This is a genomic window from Pseudomonas sp. MF06569, assembly GCF_059862735.1.
Window position 1 is genome coordinate 206242 of sequence record NZ_JCBCUZ010000005.1, and the last position, 16379, is coordinate 222620.

At 58.8% G+C, this 16379-nt stretch carries 12 protein-coding genes and 1 riboswitch; of the genes, 9 read left to right on the top strand and 3 right to left on the bottom strand.

What is annotated here, in order from left to right; genetic code table 11:
- Nucleotides 1-102: 102 nt before the first annotated feature.
- Nucleotides 103-1083: a transcriptional regulator ArgR gene (gene argR / locus AC19YQ_RS07775; protein ID WP_500594868.1), complete on the top strand. Its 981-nt coding sequence runs from the start codon at nt 103-105 to the stop codon at nt 1081-1083.
- Nucleotides 1084-1085: 2 nt separating this feature from the next.
- Here argR and AC19YQ_RS07780 read toward each other — a convergent pair whose 3' ends face one another.
- On the bottom strand, nt 1086-2033 hold the full coding sequence (locus AC19YQ_RS07780) for an NEL-type E3 ubiquitin ligase domain-containing protein (protein WP_326399002.1): 948 nt from the start codon (nt 2031-2033) through the stop codon (nt 1086-1088).
- Entirely contained in the window at nt 1931-5839 is a 3909-nt protein-coding gene (locus AC19YQ_RS07785; RefSeq protein ID WP_500594869.1) for a dermonecrotic toxin domain-containing protein, read from the bottom strand. Before AC19YQ_RS07785 ends, AC19YQ_RS07780 begins: the two co-directional genes overlap by 103 nt.
- Before the next feature lie 471 nt (nt 5840-6310).
- Between AC19YQ_RS07785 and AC19YQ_RS07790 the strand changes: the two genes are divergently transcribed.
- The 7 genes from AC19YQ_RS07790 (at nt 6311) to astE (ending at nt 14152) form a co-directional block, all read left to right on the top strand.
- Nucleotides 6311-7531 (top strand): aspartate aminotransferase family protein, encoded by a 1221-nt coding sequence (locus AC19YQ_RS07790; protein WP_326397503.1) that lies wholly within the window; start codon nt 6311-6313, stop codon nt 7529-7531.
- Between the two features lie 168 nt (nt 7532-7699).
- A complete protein-coding gene (gene aruF, locus AC19YQ_RS07795) occupies nt 7700-8719 on the top strand; it encodes an arginine/ornithine succinyltransferase subunit alpha (RefSeq protein WP_133077313.1) in 1020 nt (339 codons plus the stop codon).
- 55 nt (nt 8720-8774) lie between these two features.
- Nucleotides 8775-9812 carry an arginine N-succinyltransferase gene (gene astA / locus AC19YQ_RS07800; protein ID WP_133077314.1) on the top strand — a complete coding sequence of 346 codons (1038 nt, stop codon included), beginning with the start codon at nt 8775-8777 and terminating at the stop codon, nt 9810-9812.
- Complete coding sequence (gene astD, locus AC19YQ_RS07805; protein WP_326399004.1) at nt 9809-11275, top strand: succinylglutamate-semialdehyde dehydrogenase; 1467 nt, start codon at nt 9809-9811, stop codon at nt 11273-11275. Before astA ends, astD begins: the two co-directional genes overlap by 4 nt.
- Before the next feature lie 148 nt (nt 11276-11423).
- A complete protein-coding gene (gene astB / locus AC19YQ_RS07810) occupies nt 11424-12770 on the top strand; it encodes an N-succinylarginine dihydrolase (protein ID WP_326397504.1) in 1347 nt (448 codons plus the stop codon).
- Nucleotides 12771-12837: 67 nt separating this feature from the next.
- The gene (locus AC19YQ_RS07815; protein WP_019823410.1) at nt 12838-13128 is read left to right on the top strand and encodes a hypothetical protein; all 291 of its coding nucleotides are present in this window, start codon (nt 12838-12840) and stop codon (nt 13126-13128) included.
- Nucleotides 13129-13141: 13 nt separating this feature from the next.
- Nucleotides 13142-14152 carry a succinylglutamate desuccinylase gene (gene astE, locus AC19YQ_RS07820; protein ID WP_133077317.1) on the top strand — a complete coding sequence of 337 codons (1011 nt, stop codon included), beginning with the start codon at nt 13142-13144 and terminating at the stop codon, nt 14150-14152.
- Between the two features lie 127 nt (nt 14153-14279).
- On the opposite strand, the gene AC19YQ_RS07825 is transcribed toward astE, so the two are convergent.
- The gene (locus AC19YQ_RS07825) at nt 14280-14792 is read right to left on the bottom strand and encodes a 6,7-dimethyl-8-ribityllumazine synthase (protein ID WP_133077318.1); all 513 of its coding nucleotides are present in this window, start codon (nt 14790-14792) and stop codon (nt 14280-14282) included.
- A 131-nt stretch (nt 14793-14923) separates the two neighbouring features.
- Nucleotides 14924-15093, bottom strand: a riboswitch (FMN riboswitch).
- 215 nt (nt 15094-15308) lie between these two features.
- Here AC19YQ_RS07825 and ltaE point away from each other — a divergent pair.
- On the top strand, nt 15309-16313 hold the full coding sequence (gene ltaE, locus AC19YQ_RS07830; RefSeq protein WP_133077319.1) for a low-specificity L-threonine aldolase: 1005 nt from the start codon (nt 15309-15311) through the stop codon (nt 16311-16313).
- The last annotated feature ends 66 nt before the right edge of the window (nt 16314-16379 follow it).

Below are 16379 nucleotides of genomic sequence, written 5' to 3' on the forward strand. Positions count from 1 at the left end.
ACTGCCTCTGTGCACCAAAATAGGTCATGCTCCGCATCCAGCGCAGTTGGCTTAGGTCAGGTGCACATGTTTTATTCCCGTTTTCGTTCCGGATAGCACGCTATGACCGCCCATCGAATTGGTTTCCTCATTTGGCCCAGCACCAAAGCCTTGACCCTGGCGCTGGCCGAGGAAGCGTTGCGTGTTGCTCAGCGCGTGCATCCTGAAGTCGTCTACGAGTTGTTGTTCCTGCAGGCAGAACCTGCGCCCGAGGGCGCCTGGAAATTGCCCGGCGAGCCCTGGAGCGGCAAGCTTGAAGGCTGCCAAAAGCTGTTCCTGTTGGCTGATGAGCCCCCGACCACCCTGGCTCCGGCCTTGAGCAGTGCGCTCAAGCAACTGGTGCGGGCAGGGTGTGTGATTGGCGGGCTGTCGGCCGGGGTGTATCCGCTGGCGCAATTAGGTTTGCTTGATGGTTATCGTGCTGCAGTGCATTGGCGCTGGCAGGACGATTTTGCCGAGCGTTTCCCCAAGGTGATTGCCACCAGTCACTTGTTTGACTGGGACCGTGATCGTCTGAGCGCCTGTGGCGGGTTGTCGGTGCTCGATTTGTTGCTGGCTGTTCTGGCTCGCGATCACGGGGCTGAACTGGCCGGTGCGGTGTCCGAAGAGCTGGTGGTGGAGCGCATCCGCGAAGGTGGCGAGCGCCAGCGTATTCCGCTGCAAAACCGTCTTGGCTCCAGCCATCCCAAGCTGACCCAGGCCGTGTTGCTGATGGAGGCCAACATCGAAGAACCCCTGACCACCGACGAAATCGCCCAGCATGTGTGCGTATCCCGTCGGCAGTTGGAGCGGATTTTCAAGCAATACCTCAACCGCGTGCCTAGCCAGTATTACCTGGAACTGCGCCTGAACAAGGCTCGGCAAATGCTGATGCAAACCAGCAAGTCGATTATCCAGATCGGCTTGTCCTGCGGCTTTTCATCGGGGCCGCATTTCTCCAGTGCGTATCGCAACTTCTTTGGCGCGACACCCCGTGAAGACCGCAATCAGCGCCGAAGCAGCAGCCCGTTCGAGTTGTCTTCGGCTCCTGCCGAGCGTGGCTGAAGTCAGAGCCGCTTGGCCTGGGCAAGGGCGATGCGGGTCATATTCCGGCTTACTTCCAGGCGCTCATCGGCGAGTTGCAGGTAAATCCGGTTATACAGGCTGTCGCTGAGGGGCTCTTGGGTCAGCACTTCAGCTTCAGTGACCTTCAGTTTTGCGGCTATTTCTACCAGCGAAGCTCTCAACACCGGATCGCGATTTTGCAGTTGCTCCTGTGACTTGATCCAGGCGTTTTGTAGTTCCAGCAACTGGTTTAGCCAGTCCACGCGCTCGTCGAATATCCGTGCGTTGTCTTCAAGCGGTCCCGGATAGGTTTTGTTCAAGTATGTTTCCCAGAACGGCGCTTCTGCCAGGATCTGGTTAACCAGGCCATCACCTTTTTCGCCCTCCTTGATCAGGTTGTAGGCCCGCGTAAATTCTGCGTTCCCCACCCCTGCGGTGAGGCGGTACACCATGTAATTGGGCACCCAGGGCAGTTCGAGGCTGGAGCTCAGGCGAGCCTGATAGCCGGTGTGTACTTCGACCTCATCCACGGTGCCGGGTACACCATCGATGACTTCAGAGCTGAACCTCAAGCCCAGGCCGCCCTCGCTGACAGGCTTTACTCGCTGAGCGACATCAGCGCGGGCGATATCATGGATTTTCGCCAGCCGGGCCTTGCCCCGTGCCAGGGTGATGAGGTTGTTTTTCAGTTCCCTGGCAGGGGTTGCTGCTTCGTAGTATTCGTAGGCCATGACCTCAAGGCCCATCGCATTGAAAATCTGTGCCCCGGCATCCGCGCAATGTGTGGGGGCGCTGGCAAGGGTGAAGAGTTTTTCGCGCATAAGGGTATCGTTATGGGCGGCATCGATCAGTCGCCACACTTTGCTGGCCAGATCCTCCCAGGCTTCTTCATAGTTGATCCTGTCACTTTCGGTCTCAAATACCTCTGGCTGGACTTCCATTCTGGAAATGACTTCAAAAAAGCCCTGGGATCCGTGCTCTTTTTCGACGTTATCCCAATGGCCGGAGGTTGTCCAAGGGGATTGTTACTCAGGTCCAGATGCAAAAGCCGCGTCAGGCCATTGAGACGATCCTGTGCCTCGCGGGTCATCACCAGCTTGTTGTTGGGGAGTGTCAATTGCCTGAGTCGGCGCAGCCTGGTCAGGGCTGGTGGAAAGCGTTCCAGCTGATTGGACGCCAGAGAAAGCACCCGCAGGTTCGGAAAGTGATTCAGGAACTCTTCACTGGAGGACGACAACTGGCAATCATCGAGAAACAGCCCGGCGACATGACGCAAGGGGCTGCTCAAGTTCAGGCTGTCGAGTTCGATAGCGCCCAGCTCGGCGTGGCTAAAGTCGAGCACTGCACGTATCTCGATTCTGCCGGCCTTATTGATGTGTGGTTTATCTGCCGTGTGCCATGAGTCCTTGATCCTGGCACTGACATATTTGCGGGTTTCGTGAATTTCGAGGCCGTTGGTGTCTGATGCTGAGCTGGCGCGGGGCGACTGTACCCACTCATCCAGTTCGCGAAACAACAGGTTTTTTTCATCCATAAGAACATTGAGCTGGGTCAACGCCTGTTCGGTGTTGATGCGTGCGGTTATCAGCCCGATTTCGGCCTCATCGCGCATCGGGTAAAGCGCTCTGACCTGGTTTTTCAGGGGGCTGGACGGGGAGTTGGGATCTATATGGCTGCTGCCGATGCCGCGCAGTAGCGTTTCAGTCTCCAGGGTCACGGAGCGATTGGCATTACCAAACTCCAGGGCGGTTCGCACCTGATTGTTGAGCTGGTATTTTTCGATGAGCCATTGCTTGAAGTTTTGCCCAGGCTTGAGGTGTGATCTCACGTGTTCAAGGCTGGTCTCGGGCAGTGATTTCTGAAGGGCGCTGTAGAAGCCCGAGGCCGGGTGGAGCAAAGCCCCATGCTCATCATAAACTTCGTACTTGCCCGGCCCCAGCCGCACGATGACTCGTGACTGACTGGCCCCCTCCGGGTGATGGGCATGGCGCAAAGCCCCGTCCACGACTGATTCACGAACATCGAGCTTAAGGTCGCTGATGGCGTCGGTGTGCATTCTCAGCGTGTTAATGGCGGCTTTCTCGGCGTCGGGGCTGACCAGGTCTTCTTCAAACAGCCCCTCCTGTGCGTGGGCGATCCTTGTCTGGATTTGCAGCTCCGTGGCCAGGTTCCTGATCCGTAGCGGCAGGTTATGACCCATCAGCAAGTCTTTCTTTTCAAGGGTGCTGGCGGTATCGAGCATGGCCTGGGTCGCGGGGGCGGGAAGCTGCGCAAAGGCGGTTTCAATCAAGCGGGCCTGGGGGCTATGTGTGAGTCGCTCTTTGGCGTAGGTGTGGTTGAAAATATCTTCCCGGCGCTGATAGGCGTAATCGGCCACTTTGGCGTGGAGTGCTTTCACGGCATCCGCCTTGACGGTCTCGGGGCCCAGCAATGCGTTGAGCTGGCTTGAGTCGAGGCTGTCGACAATCAGTGGCCAAAGCTGTCCCTGCTTGACCTCGCCCTGGGATATTTTCAACGTGTCTTCAGGCAGGGCGTCACGGTTGCCGTACACATGGGGCTGGCCGGACAGAGTTTGATCCGAGTAGATGGCTAGTGCCTTTTCCTCAGGCCAGCCTTGCAACTCGGTTGGCAGGCTTTCAAGCCAGTTGCTCTTCTCTGACGTGGTCAGGCCCTGGCGCACATGCTCAATATCCTTGATGTTTTGTTTGTGCAGCTTCAAGCGCGTCAGGCTGTCTTTGAGCAAGGGCGGGATCTTCTCGCTGTTCATTTGTACCCGGCGCAAGACCCCATTGGAGGTCGCACTGACACGTCGCAGGTTTTGCAGCTCCGTGTCGCTGAGTCCGTCCGTTGCATGCCCCAGTCGCCGCATCAGGGTGGCATCCTTCCAGGTCTGCGGGCGCTCGCCCTCCATCAGCCAGGCCCCTTCGCCGTTATGCAGGATTTTGGGCCGGTACGCGTGCGGGCGAGTGGGATGGTGCAGGGTGAACTGTTGCGCGCCTTCGGCTTTCTCAAGCACCAGGGTGTGTTCAGCCAGACCGGTGCTGTTGAGTGTCAGCAGCATTTGATCGTTGTGGTGCCGCAGGCCCAGTTCGTCAGTGGCTACGCTGTCGGGCACATTCAACTCATGGTTGTAGACGCTGATGTCAGGATTCCATAGCCGGGTGTTGCCGTCGCTGCCCGTCACGGGTGTCATGCCCTCTACAAAGGCTGACGATTTTGGCAGCAGGTCACTGACGATGTGTCCTCCCGCGGCAAACAGCCCTGCCTGTACTGTGCTTTCCAGCACTGCTATCAAATGCTCGAAGGCCTCGGCTGTCTGGCCTTCCACCCAGTCGTGCACGCCCTCATAGACGTCATCCAGCAGTTGATAGGCCATTTGTAGCAGCATCAGCTCGCCGACCACCGGCACAAACGGGGCGATGACAAAGGCTGCCGCATTGAACAGGGCCAGGCCGATGCGCTTCCAGCGCTCCAGTCGATCCTGGCGGGTCTTGCGGTCTTCTGCGTCGGTAGAGACGGCAATGCTCTTGGCGTCACTGAATATCCTGACCAGCTTTCTGCTGTAGAGGGTTTCCCACAGGTCTTCAGTGATCGGCTCAATCGAACAATCGAGCAGGGGGTTGTCGATCGGGATCAGGGATTGTCCGACCCCGAAGTCGCGGTCTTCCAGGTCGGGGGCATTGGGGGTGTCGGTGATGATGTGGAAGTAGGTTCTTTTCAATGCTGAAAAGTACGTCGCCAGATGCTCGTGAGGGATGAAACGACGAAAGAAATGCTGGTAGTCGTCAGCGCTCAGGCGTGCGGTCAGGTGCTCAACAAAGCTACCGATGGATGAGTATTCTTTTATCGGGTGCAGCGGATCGTGGGGGAGGTACACCACAATGGAGCGCTGATGCTCGGGAATGAAGATGACCGGTCCTTCTGCCGCCAATGCGCACACCGAGAGGCTGTAGGTCAGCCACTTGTCGCTCGTGCCGCTCATAAAGCCATTCAAAGACTCGTACAGGGGCGCGTGCATTTGCCGGGTGAGAACCCCATGGAGCAGGTCAGCCTTGAGATCGGCCTGATGGCATTCGCCCAGGGTGGTTTTTAGCCGTAATTGCCTGGCACGGTCATTGAGCCCCAGATGGGTTCTCAAATGAGCGTCATAGCGGGCGCCAAGGTTGAGTGCGCGGCACAGGGCGGTGAAGGCCAGTACCGGCATTTTTTCGGTGATATCGTCCCTGAGTTTGTAATGACCCAGCTCGTCGGGGCGAGTGATATAGCCGGAGTCAGGCTCGTAGGCATAGGGCAAGGTTTCATGCAGTTCAAAGTTGTGCAGGGCGGCGTCCAGTAGCGACACGCGCCACGTTGTAGCACCGCTGTCCCGAAGGCCGATCACTGGCAGGTAGGTAGGGATGTAAAGGTTGATGTAGATCTGGTTGACGTCCAGGTCCAGGCCGTGGCGTTGCTTGATCAGTCGCTTGAGCAACGGTTCGGCAAAGGCGCGCACATCGAGGATGTGCTCAAGTTGCTGGTTCACAGCGCCGTGCGCGGCCCAGCGCTCGGTCAGTGTGTTTTTGAAGGTGCGGTTTTGAGTGGCGGTGAGGGCTGCAAGGGAGCGGTGCAGGGTTGGTTTGATTGTTTTCAGGCGCTGCAAATCGGGGTTTTTCAAGTGCCCTGCCCAGCTCGGAAGGGCCTTGCTCACATGGGTGAAGTGAGGGCTGTAGTGAAACAGCTGTTCGGGGGGCGGCGGGGTTTCGGGAATGCTGCTCATGATGAGTCCATTTTCAGAGAGTGGAACAAGAGGGTGCGCATTAGCCTGGCGTCGTTGCCCAGGCCCTGGCCCAAGTCGACACCTTGCAATTGCCTCGAAGAATGGCCATCAAGATCGGCCAGCCCGGGACTGAAAAAAAGCGCAAATACCTGCTCAACCCACTGGGGTTCCGATCAATAAACAGCGTTCAGCCGATACACATTTGGCACCCGAAAGCGGTCCGCCTAAGCCGCTCTGGAAACGCTCACGCTTTTCGCGCAAACAAAACGCCAGAGTGCTGCCGTAAAAGTGCCTCAGCGTTTAAACTGCGCCTTTGTGACGGAATATGTCGCATTGTCGTAATGCCTTGGAAAATCATGGTTGGGCGCTATAAGAAGTTGTCGCTTGGCGACAAGGCGTGCCCCCCGTGTGTCCCTACAATCCTCCCATCGCTCGCCAGTTTAGGCAGGCGTTCCTCTTCAGGAGACTCCGATGTCCGTTGAGCAAGCCCCGGTGCAACGCGCCGATTTCGATCAGGTCATGGTTCCCAACTACGCGCCTGCAGCCTTTATTCCTGTGCGCGGCGCCGGTTCCCGAGTGTGGGACCAGGCCGGTCGTGAATTGATCGACTTCGCTGGCGGCATTGCCGTTAACGTGTTGGGGCATGCGCATCCGGCACTGGTCGGCGCGCTGACCGAGCAGGCCAATACCCTGTGGCACGTATCCAACGTTTTCACCAACGAGCCGGCGCTGCGCCTGGCCAAAAAGCTGGTGGACTCGACCTTTGCCGAGCGTGTGTTCTTCTGTAACTCCGGTGCCGAAGCAAACGAAGCCGCCTTCAAGCTGGCCCGTCGTGTGGCCTTTGATCGGTTCGGCAGCGAGAAGTACGAAATCATCGCCGCACTCAACAGCTTCCACGGTCGTACGCTGTTTACCGTGAACGTCGGCGGGCAGTCGAAGTACTCCGACGGCTTCGGTCCGAAAATCACCGGCATTACCCACATTCCGTTCAACGATCTTGACGCACTCAAAGCGGCCATTTCGGACAAGACCTGCGCGGTGGTACTGGAGCCGATTCAAGGTGAAGGCGGCGTGCTGCCAGCCGAGCTGGCTTACCTGCAAGGCGCCCGCGAGCTGTGCGACGAGCACAACGCGCTGCTGGTGTTCGACGAAGTGCAAACCGGCATGGGCCGTACCGGCCAGCTGTTTGCCTACATGCATTACGGCGTGACCCCGGACATTCTGACCAGCGCCAAGAGCCTGGGCGGCGGTTTCCCGATCGCAGCCATGCTGACCACCGAAGCACTGGCCAAGCATCTGGTTGTCGGTACTCACGGCACCACCTACGGCGGCAACCCGCTGGCATGCGCGGTGGGCAATGCGGTGATTGATGTGATCAACACCCCTGAAGTGCTGGCTGGCGTCAAAACCAAACACGATCAGTTCAAAACCCGTCTTGAGCAGATCGGCCAGCAATACGGCCTGTTCACTGAAGTGCGTGGCATGGGCCTGTTGATCGGCTGCGTGTTGAACGATGCCTGGAAAGGCCGCGCCAAAGACATTTTTAACGCCTGCGAAAAAGAAAACCTGATGATTTTGCAGGCTGGCCCCGACGTGGTGCGCTTTGCGCCAAGCCTGGTGGTAGAAGAAGCCGATATCGAAGAGGGCCTGAACCGCTTCGAGCGCGCCGTAAAGAATCTGACGCAAGCCTGAGTGTGACCTCGACGCCCGGCTTGCCGGGCGTCGAACCGAATTAATGTGGGAGCGGGCTTGCTCGCGATGGCAGCACCGCGGTCTGTCTGCACAACCGCGCTGATGCCATCGCGAGCAAGCCCGCTCCACACCCCCTCTATGTAGTTCAAGGATTTAAGGAGTGACACCATGCTGGTGATGCGCCCTGCGCAAATGGCTGATCTGGGCGAGGTACAGCGTCTGGCTGCGGACAGCCCGATTGGTGTCACTTCATTGCCGGACGATATCGAACGCCTGCGCGACAAGATCGCTGCGTCCGAAACCTCGTTTGCCGCCGAAGTCAGTTTCAACGGTGAAGAGAGCTACTTCTTCGTCCTTGAAGACACCGCCACCTCCACGCTGGTGGGGTGTTCGGCGATCGTGGCCTCGGCCGGTTACTCGGAGCCGTTTTACAGCTTCCGTAACGAGACCTTCGTGCATGCCTCCCGCGAGCTGAAGATTCACAACAAGATCCACGTGCTCTCGCAGTGCCATGACCTGACCGGTAACAGCCTGTTGACCAGTTTTTATGTGGTCCCGCAGCTGGTGGGTTCGGCCTGGTCGGAACTCAACTCCCGTGGACGCCTGCTGTTTGTGGCCAACCACCCGGAACGCTTTGCCGATTCTGTCGTGACCGAAATTGTTGGTTATAGCGACGAAAATGGCGACTCGCCGTTCTGGGACGCCATTGGCCGCAACTTCTTCGACTTGAACTATGCCGCCGCCGAGCGCCTGTGCGGGCTCAAAAGCCGCACCTTCCTCGCCGAGCTGATGCCCCATTACCCGATTTACGTGCCGCTGCTGCCAGACACTGCCCAGGAAGCCATGGGGCAGGTTCATCCGCGGGCGCAGATTACCTTCGACATCCTGATGCGCGAAGGCTTCGAGACCGATCATTACATCGATATTTTCGACGGCGGCCCAACCCTGCATGCGCGGGTTTCGGGTATTCGCTCGATCGCCCAAAGCCGTGTGGTGCCGGTCAAGATCGGCACGCTGAGCAAAGGTGGCGGTCGCCAGTACCTGGTGGCCAATGCCCAGTTGCAGGATTACCGCGCGGTGTTGCTGGAGCTGGATTGGGCACCGGGCAAGCCGGTCACGCTGGATCTGGAAGCGGCCGAAGCACTGGGCGTTGGCGAAGGTGCCAGCGTACGAGTCGTGGCGGTTTAACGCGTTTGAGCGAGTTTCGCGGGGTTCGTCAGCGAGCCCTGTTTGAGGAGATAGCATGATCGTTCGTCCTGTACGCAACAGCGATTTACCGGCCCTGATTGAGCTGGCACGCAGCACCGGAACCGGCCTGACCACCTTGCCGGCCAACGAAGAGCGCTTGCTGCATCGTGTGACCTGGGCTGAAAAAACCTTCCGTGGCGAAGCCGAGCGCGGCGATGCGGACTACCTGTTTGTGCTTGAAAACGACGAAGGCAAGGTGGTGGGTATTTCCGCCATTGCCGGTGCCGTTGGCCTGCGTGAGCCCTGGTACAACTTCCGGGTGGGCCTGACCGTCAGCGCCTCCCAGGAGTTGAATATTTATCGCGAAATTCCAACCCTGTTTCTGGCCAACGACCTGACTGGCAACTCGGAACTGTGTTCGTTGTTCCTGAGCGCCGATTACCGCACCGGTCTCAATGGCCGCATGCTGGCCAAGGCACGGATGCTGTTTATCGCCGAGTTCCCGGAGCTGTTCGGCAACAAGATCATTGCTGAAATGCGCGGGATGTCCGATGAAGCCGGGCGCTCGCCGTTCTGGGAAAGCCTGGGCCGGCACTTCTTCAAAATGGAATTCAGCCAGGCGGACTACCTGACTGGTGTAGGCAACAAGGCTTTTATTGCCGAGTTGATGCCCAAATTCCCGGTGTACACCTGCTTCTTGTCTGAAGATGCCCGTGGGGTGATCGGCAAGGTCCATACCCACACCGAACCTGCCTTGAACATGCTTAAAAGCGAAGGGTTCAGCTATCAGGGCTACGTCGATATTTTCGACGCAGGCCCGGCGGTTGAATGTGAAACCAGCAAAATCCGCGCTGTACGCGACAGCGAAGCGCTGGTGCTGGCGATCGGCACACCGGGTGACGATGCCACGCCTTACCTGATGCACAACCGCAAACGCGAAGATTGCCGCATCACGGCCGCGCCTGCGCGCCTGGCTGCGGGCACTCTGGTGGTCGATCCGTTGACTGCCAAACGCTTGCAACTGACGGCGGGCGATCAAGTGCGCGCTGTTGCGTTGTCTGCCCAGCCAGTTGTCCCACGGGAGTCGAAATAATGAGCACGTTGTACATCGCAGGCATCTGGCAGGACGGGCAGGGCGAAGCCTTTGAATCGCTGAACCCGGTGACGCAGCACGTGCTGTGGACAGGCAATGGCGCGAATGCCGAGCAGGCAGATGCCGCCGTCAAGGCCGCACGCCAGGCATTTCCGGCCTGGGCCAGGCGCACGTTTGAAGAGCGCCTGAGCGTGCTCGAAGCGTTTGCCGCAAGTCTTAAAAGCCACGCGGACGAACTGTCCCGTTGCATCGGTGAAGAAACCGGCAAGCCCCTGTGGGAGTCGGCCACCGAAGTCACCAGCATGATCAACAAGGTGGCGATCTCGGTACAGAGCTACCGTGAGCGTACCGGTGAAAAGAGCGGCCCGCTGGGTGATGCCACCGCCGTTTTGCGTCACAAGCCACATGGCGTGGTCGCCGTGTTTGGCCCGTACAACTTCCCGGGGCATCTGCCCAACGGGCACATTGTTCCGGCGTTGCTGGCCGGTAACAGCGTGGTTTTCAAACCGAGTGAGCTGACCCCGAAAGTCGCCGAGCTGACGGTCAAGTGCTGGATCGAAGCCGGGTTGCCAGCCGGGGTGCTGAACCTGCTGCAAGGTGCCCGTGAAACCGGTATCGCGCTGGCGGCGCACACGGGTATCGACGGGTTGTTCTTCACCGGTTCGAGCCGTACTGGCAATGCGCTGCATCAGCAGTTTGCCGGTCGCCCTGACAAGATCCTGGCCCTGGAAATGGGCGGCAATAACCCGCTGGTGGTCGATCAGGTCGAGGATCTGGATGCTGCGGTGTACACCATCATTCAGTCGGCGTTTATCTCCGCCGGGCAACGCTGTACCTGCGCCCGCCGTTTGCTGGTGCCGCAAGGCGCCTGGGGCGACAGCCTGCTGACGCGTCTGGTTGAAGTCAGCCAACGTATCGAAGTGGGTGCTTTTGACCAGCAGCCAGCGCCCTTTATGGGGTCGGTGATTTCCCTGGGCGCAGCGCGTGCCTTGATGGATGCGCAGGAAGTGTTGTTGGGTTCGGGCGCCGTGGCCTTGCTGGAAATGCATCAGCCTGACAGCAATGCAGCCTTGCTGACGCCGGGCATTATCGATGTGACAGAGGTCAGCGACCGCTCGGATGAAGAGCTGTTCGGGCCACTGCTGCAAGTGATTCGCTATGCCGACTTTGACGCGGCCATTGCCGAGGCCAATAACACAGCGTTTGGTCTGGCGGCAGGCTTGTTGTCGGATTCCGAAGCACGTTATCAGCAGTTCTGGCTTGAAAGCCGTGCAGGGATCGTGAACTGGAACAAGCAGTTGACGGGCGCAGCTAGCAGTGCCCCGTTTGGTGGTATCGGAGCGTCGGGTAATCATCGCGCCAGTGCCTATTACGCGGCGGATTATTGCGCATATCCGGTGGCATCCCTGGAAGCGCCGGCGCTGGCCTTGCCTGCTGCGCTGACCCCGGGCGTGCGGATGTAAGCGGGCTTTGTAGTCGCTGCCGCAGGGTGCGAAGGGATCGGTGGGGTTTCAAGAAAACGGGTTGCTCCGCAACCCTTCGCAGCCTGCGGCAGCGACTACAGAAGTGCATTTTTCGTGTCTATAACAACCGTTTTCCGGAGCCTCGCTGATGAAGTCCTTTGAAGTCAATTTTGACGGTTTAGTGGGGCCGACCCATAACTACGGCGGTTTGTCGTTTGGCAACGTCGCCTCCCAGAGCAATAGCCAGCAGGCTTCCAACCCCAAGGAAGCCGCGCTGCAGGGCCTGGAAAAAATGAAAGCGCTGATGGACATGGGTTTTGTCCAGGGCGTGCTGGCGCCGCAAGAGCGCCCGGATGTCGCGGGTCTGCGCAGTCTGGGGTTTTGCGGCACTGACGCTCAGGTCATCGAGCGCGCCGCCAAAGAAGCCATGCCATTGCTGGTAGCCAGTTGCTCGGCATCGAGCATGTGGGTGGCCAATGCCGCGACGGTCAGCCCAAGTGCCGACACCGCAGATGGCCGCGTGCACTTCACCGCAGCCAACCTCAACTGCAAATACCACCGCAGCATCGAGCATCCGACCACCAGTCGCGTGTTGGGCGCGATGTTCGCCGACCCGCAACACTTTGCGCACCATGCTGCGTTGCCTGCAGTGGCTCAGTTTGGCGACGAAGGCGCCGCCAACCACACGCGTTTTTGCCGTGAATATGGCGAAGCGGGTGTCGAGTTTTTTGTCTACGGGCGCAGTGCGTTCGACAGCCGCTACCCGGCACCGCAAAAATACCCGGCACGCCAGACTCTTGAAGCTTCACAGGCTGTGGCGCGTCTGCACGGCCTGAGCGAAGAGGGCGTGGTATTCGCTCAGCAAAACCCGTCGGTCATCGACCAGGGCGTGTTTCACAACGACGTGATCGCAGTGGGTAATGGCGAGCTGCTGTTCCATCACCAGGATGCGTTCCTCAACACCGAGCAAATGCTGGCCGAGCTGCATGGCAAGCTGGCAGCACGTGGCGGCAATTTCCAGTCGATCAGCGTGCCGCGCGATCAGGTGGCGGTGGAAGATGCAGTGCGTTCGTACCTGTTCAACAGCCAGCTGCTGAGCCGTGCAGATGGTTCGATGTTGTTGATCGTGCCTGAAGAGTGCCGCTCCAATCCGCGAGTCTGGCAATACCTGCAAGGGCTGACCGCTGCTGGCGGACCGATTCGTGAGGTCAAGGTGTTTGATCTCAAGCAAAGCATGCAGAACGGTGGTGGCCCGGCGTGCCTGCGGTTGCGTGTAGCGCTCAATGAAGCTGAACTAGCGGCGGTCAACCCCGGCGTGATCATGACGCCGGCGCTGTACGACACCCTGACGGCCTGGGTGAACAAACATTATCGCGATGCTCTGCGCGAAAGTGACCTGGCTGATCCACAATTGCTGCTTGAATGCCGCGCGGCATTGGATGAACTGACGCAAATCCTTAAACTGGGCGCGGTTTACCCCTTCCAGATCAATTGAACGGCTGCGTGCCTGAGGGATTATTAACCTGTGGCACGCACCTTCACCTCCAAATGAGAGCGAAATAATGACCGATACCCTGAAGCTGATCCTTGAAGACACCGATGGCACTCAACTGGAAACCTCTTGCACCCGCGTTGCCGTGATGTGGCAGGGCAAGGAATTGTGGATCCAGCATGACGGCCGTGGCCAACTGCTGATCGGTGTTGATGTTGAAGAAGGCGATGCCGAATACGCCAACCTGCTGCTGCGTCCATTGGCGACTAACCTTGTCAGCCTGCAACTGGAAATGGAACCGGCAGACATTGAAGAAGACGGTGAAGATGGCCACGTACACGGTCCAGACTGCAACCACTGATTAAGGATGCACCATGCTCGCTCTCGGCAAACTGCTTGAACTGACCTTGGCCGGACGTGAACCGGCCGAGAAAACTCAACTGACTGTCGACGGCGTGCGGATGCGCTGGCTGACCGAGGGCGCGCTCGAAGTACGCCCGCCCCAGGCGAGTGACAACGGTATGGATCTGCTGTTGTCAGCCGGCATCCACGGCAATGAAACAGCGCCGATCGAATTGCTCGATCGCCTGTTGCAGGCCATTGCCCGGGGCGTTATCAAGCCCCGCGCACGAATTCTATTCTTGTTCGGCAACCCGGGTGCCATGCGCACCGGTGCGCGCTTTGTCGAAGAAGACCTTAACCGGCTGTTCAACGGCCGCCACGAAAGCAGCAGTGGCCCCGAGGCTCTGCGTGCGTGTGAACTTGAACACCTGGCCGAAACGTTTTTCAGCCTCCCTGAGCGCTCCCGCCTTCATTACGATTTGCACACGGCCATTCGTGGGTCGAAGATCGAGCAGTTCGCGCTGTATCCCTATAAAGAAGGGCGTGTCCACTCTCGCGATGAGCTGGCCCGCTTGCGCGCAGCCGGGATGGAAGCGGTCTTGTTGCAGAATAAGCCATCGATTGTGTTCAGTGCTTACACCTACGATCAGTTGGGCGCCGAGGCGTTTACCCTTGAGCTGGGCAAGGCCCGGCCTTTTGGGCAGAACGGCGGAGTCAATGTCGAGCGTCTTGAGCTGCGCTTGCAGCAGATGATCGAAGGCACCGAGCCGCCACTGGCCGATGACTCGCTCGAAGGCTTGCAGCTGTTCAGCGTGGCCCGCGAGGTGATCAAGCACAGCGATGCCTTTATCCTGCACTTGCCGGCGGACGTCGAAAATTTCTGTGAGTTGCCCAAGGGCTACTTGCTGGCGCAAGACGCGGGCAAGACCCGATGGGTTGTCGAAGAAGAGGGTGCGCGGATTATCTTTCCCAACCCGAAGGTGAAAAACGGCCTGCGGGCCGGGATGATCATCGAGCCGGCTCGCGCTCTGGCGTTAGCGTAGCCAGGGCAGTGCCTGTCAGTTAAGGATAACTGTGGGAGCGGGCTTGCTCGCGATGCAGGCGACGCGGTCAGAGAGTCAAACCGCGCCGCTCCAGTCGCGAGCAAGCCCGCTCCTGCAAGAGCTGGCTTTACACCGCGCGTTTTTGCTGGGAGTCCATGCGCTTGATGGTGCGGATTTTGTGCAGGGTGTCGGCGCAGGTTTTCGCGGCTTCTTGGCCTTTGTGTTCGAAATGGTCGAAGAAGAACTTCTGGTGCTCTTCACCTGCATGGAAATGGTGCGGTGTCAGGCTGACCGAGAAAACCGGGACTTCGGTTTCCAGCTGCACTTGCATCAAGGCGCTGACCACGGTCTGGGCCACGAAGTCGTGACGATAGATGCCACCATCCACTACCAGCGCTGCGCCGACGATGCCTGCATAACGGCCAGTCTTGGCCAGCAGCTTGGCGTGCAGCGGGATTTCGAAGGCGCCGCCGACTTCAAAAAAGTCGATGTCGCTTTCCTGATAGCCCTGTACCAGCATTTCGGCCAGGAAGCCTTTACGGCTCTGGTCGACAATATCTTTGTGCCAGCAGGCCTGGATAAATGCCACGCGTTCGTTGTGGTGGCTTTTGCTTTTGCTGTCGATTGCAGTGGGTTGCATGTTCAGATTCCTGTTTGTGTGAAAAACAGGGCATATGAATCGAATGGGATTAAAGGGTGCGTTCAGGAGGGCAGCGCATGGCCTTTCGGCATCGCCACTTGCCCACCTGGTTGACGGCCCTTTGGCGCCAATCCCGTTCTCTCTTCATCCGGACTATGACCGTCGGCCCCGGGATCACACCGGGTCTGCTGACCTTGACTGCCCACAACCCAAGCGGGTGGATCAGCCAAGCGCTCGCGGGCTATGCGCATTGCGCGCAATTACCGCCGGTGGGGAGTCGCACCCCGCCCTGAGAACGTTGCCACCAGCTTTTCTGGTGGCGGACATTTTGTATCATAATTTTTTCGCAGATGCATGGCTGCTTTTGGCTAATAGCCATCAATTTTTTCGCTGGGTTATCAGCGCGATCCCGCTCAAGCCGCTGAATATGTCAAATCCTGGCCGCACGACTATTGTCCGAAAGGGAGCTCCCCGATTAGCATCCAGAGCTGATCACTTATTGCCGAGGCCGCTCCAATGACTGTTATCGATCTTCGTAGTGACACCGTTACCCAACCCAGCACCGGCATGCGCGAGGCCATGGCGAGTGCGCCGATGGGCGACGATGTGTATGGCGAAGATCCTTCGGTGAACAAGCTGGAGTCCGAACTGGCGCTGCGTCTGGGCTTTGCCAGAGCGTTGTTCGTGCCCACCGGCACCATGAGCAACTTGCTGGCACTGATGGCGCATTGCGGGCGCGGGGATGAGTACATTGTGGGTCAGCAGGCGCACACCTATAAATATGAAGGCGGCGGAGCGGCGGTTCTGGGGTCCATCCAGCCACAGCCGCTGGAGGTTCAGGCTGATGGCTCGCTGGACTTGGGGCAGGTTGCAGCTGCAATCAAGCCTGACGACTTTCACTTTGCCCGCACGCGTTTGCTCGCACTGGAAAACACCATGCAGGGCAAGGTGCTGTCACTCGAGTATCTGGCAGCTGCCAGTCGCCTGACCCGTGAACATGGCCTGGCGCTGCACCTTGATGGCGCGCGGCTGTACAACGCAGCGGTCAAGCTGGGTGTCGATGCGGGTGAGATCACCCGGCATTTCGATTCGGTATCGGTGTGCCTGTCCAAGGGACTGGGCGCTCCGGTGGGTTCCGTGTTGTGCGGCACTGCTGACTTGATCGCCAGGGCGCGGCGCTTGCGCAAAATGGTCGGTGGCGGCATGCGCCAGGCCGGTCAACTGGCGGCAGCCGGTCTGTATGCGCTGGATCATCAGGTCGAGCGTCTGGCCGATGACCATGCCAACGCCCAGTTACTGGCTGAAGGTTTGCGTGCGGCCGGTTATGACGTCGAACCGGTGCAGACCAACATGGTGTACGTTCAGATCGGTGAGCGGGCCGAAGCCCTCAAGGCCTTTGCGGCCGAGCAGGGGATTGTGCTCAGTGCCGCGTCGCGCTTGCGAATGGTGACGCACATGGATGTCAATCGCAGCCAGATTGAACAGGTAATAGCCGTTTTTGCCGAGTTTTCCAGCCAATAAGCTTGCGATCCGTCCAATTGCTTGTCGCTATCGTATAAACACGCTGTACCCGGGGCGAAGGGCCGA

Coding starts and splice junctions, on each gene's coding strand:
- argR (WP_500594868.1), top strand. CDS start 103: ATGACCGCCCATCGAATTGGTTTCCTCATTTGGCCCAGCACCAAAGCC.
- AC19YQ_RS07790 (WP_326397503.1), top strand. CDS start 6,311: ATGTCCGTTGAGCAAGCCCCGGTGCAACGCGCCGATTTCGATCAGGTC.
- ltaE (WP_133077319.1), top strand. CDS start 15,309: ATGACTGTTATCGATCTTCGTAGTGACACCGTTACCCAACCCAGCACC.
- aruF (WP_133077313.1), top strand. CDS start 7,700: ATGCTGGTGATGCGCCCTGCGCAAATGGCTGATCTGGGCGAGGTACAG.
- AC19YQ_RS07825 (WP_133077318.1), bottom strand. CDS start 14,792: ATGCAACCCACTGCAATCGACAGCAAAAGCAAAAGCCACCACAACGAA.
- AC19YQ_RS07785 (WP_500594869.1), bottom strand. CDS start 5,839: ATGAGCAGCATTCCCGAAACCCCGCCGCCCCCCGAACAGCTGTTTCAC.
- astA (WP_133077314.1), top strand. CDS start 8,775: ATGATCGTTCGTCCTGTACGCAACAGCGATTTACCGGCCCTGATTGAG.
- AC19YQ_RS07815 (WP_019823410.1), top strand. CDS start 12,838: ATGACCGATACCCTGAAGCTGATCCTTGAAGACACCGATGGCACTCAA.
- astE (WP_133077317.1), top strand. CDS start 13,142: ATGCTCGCTCTCGGCAAACTGCTTGAACTGACCTTGGCCGGACGTGAA.
- astB (WP_326397504.1), top strand. CDS start 11,424: ATGAAGTCCTTTGAAGTCAATTTTGACGGTTTAGTGGGGCCGACCCAT.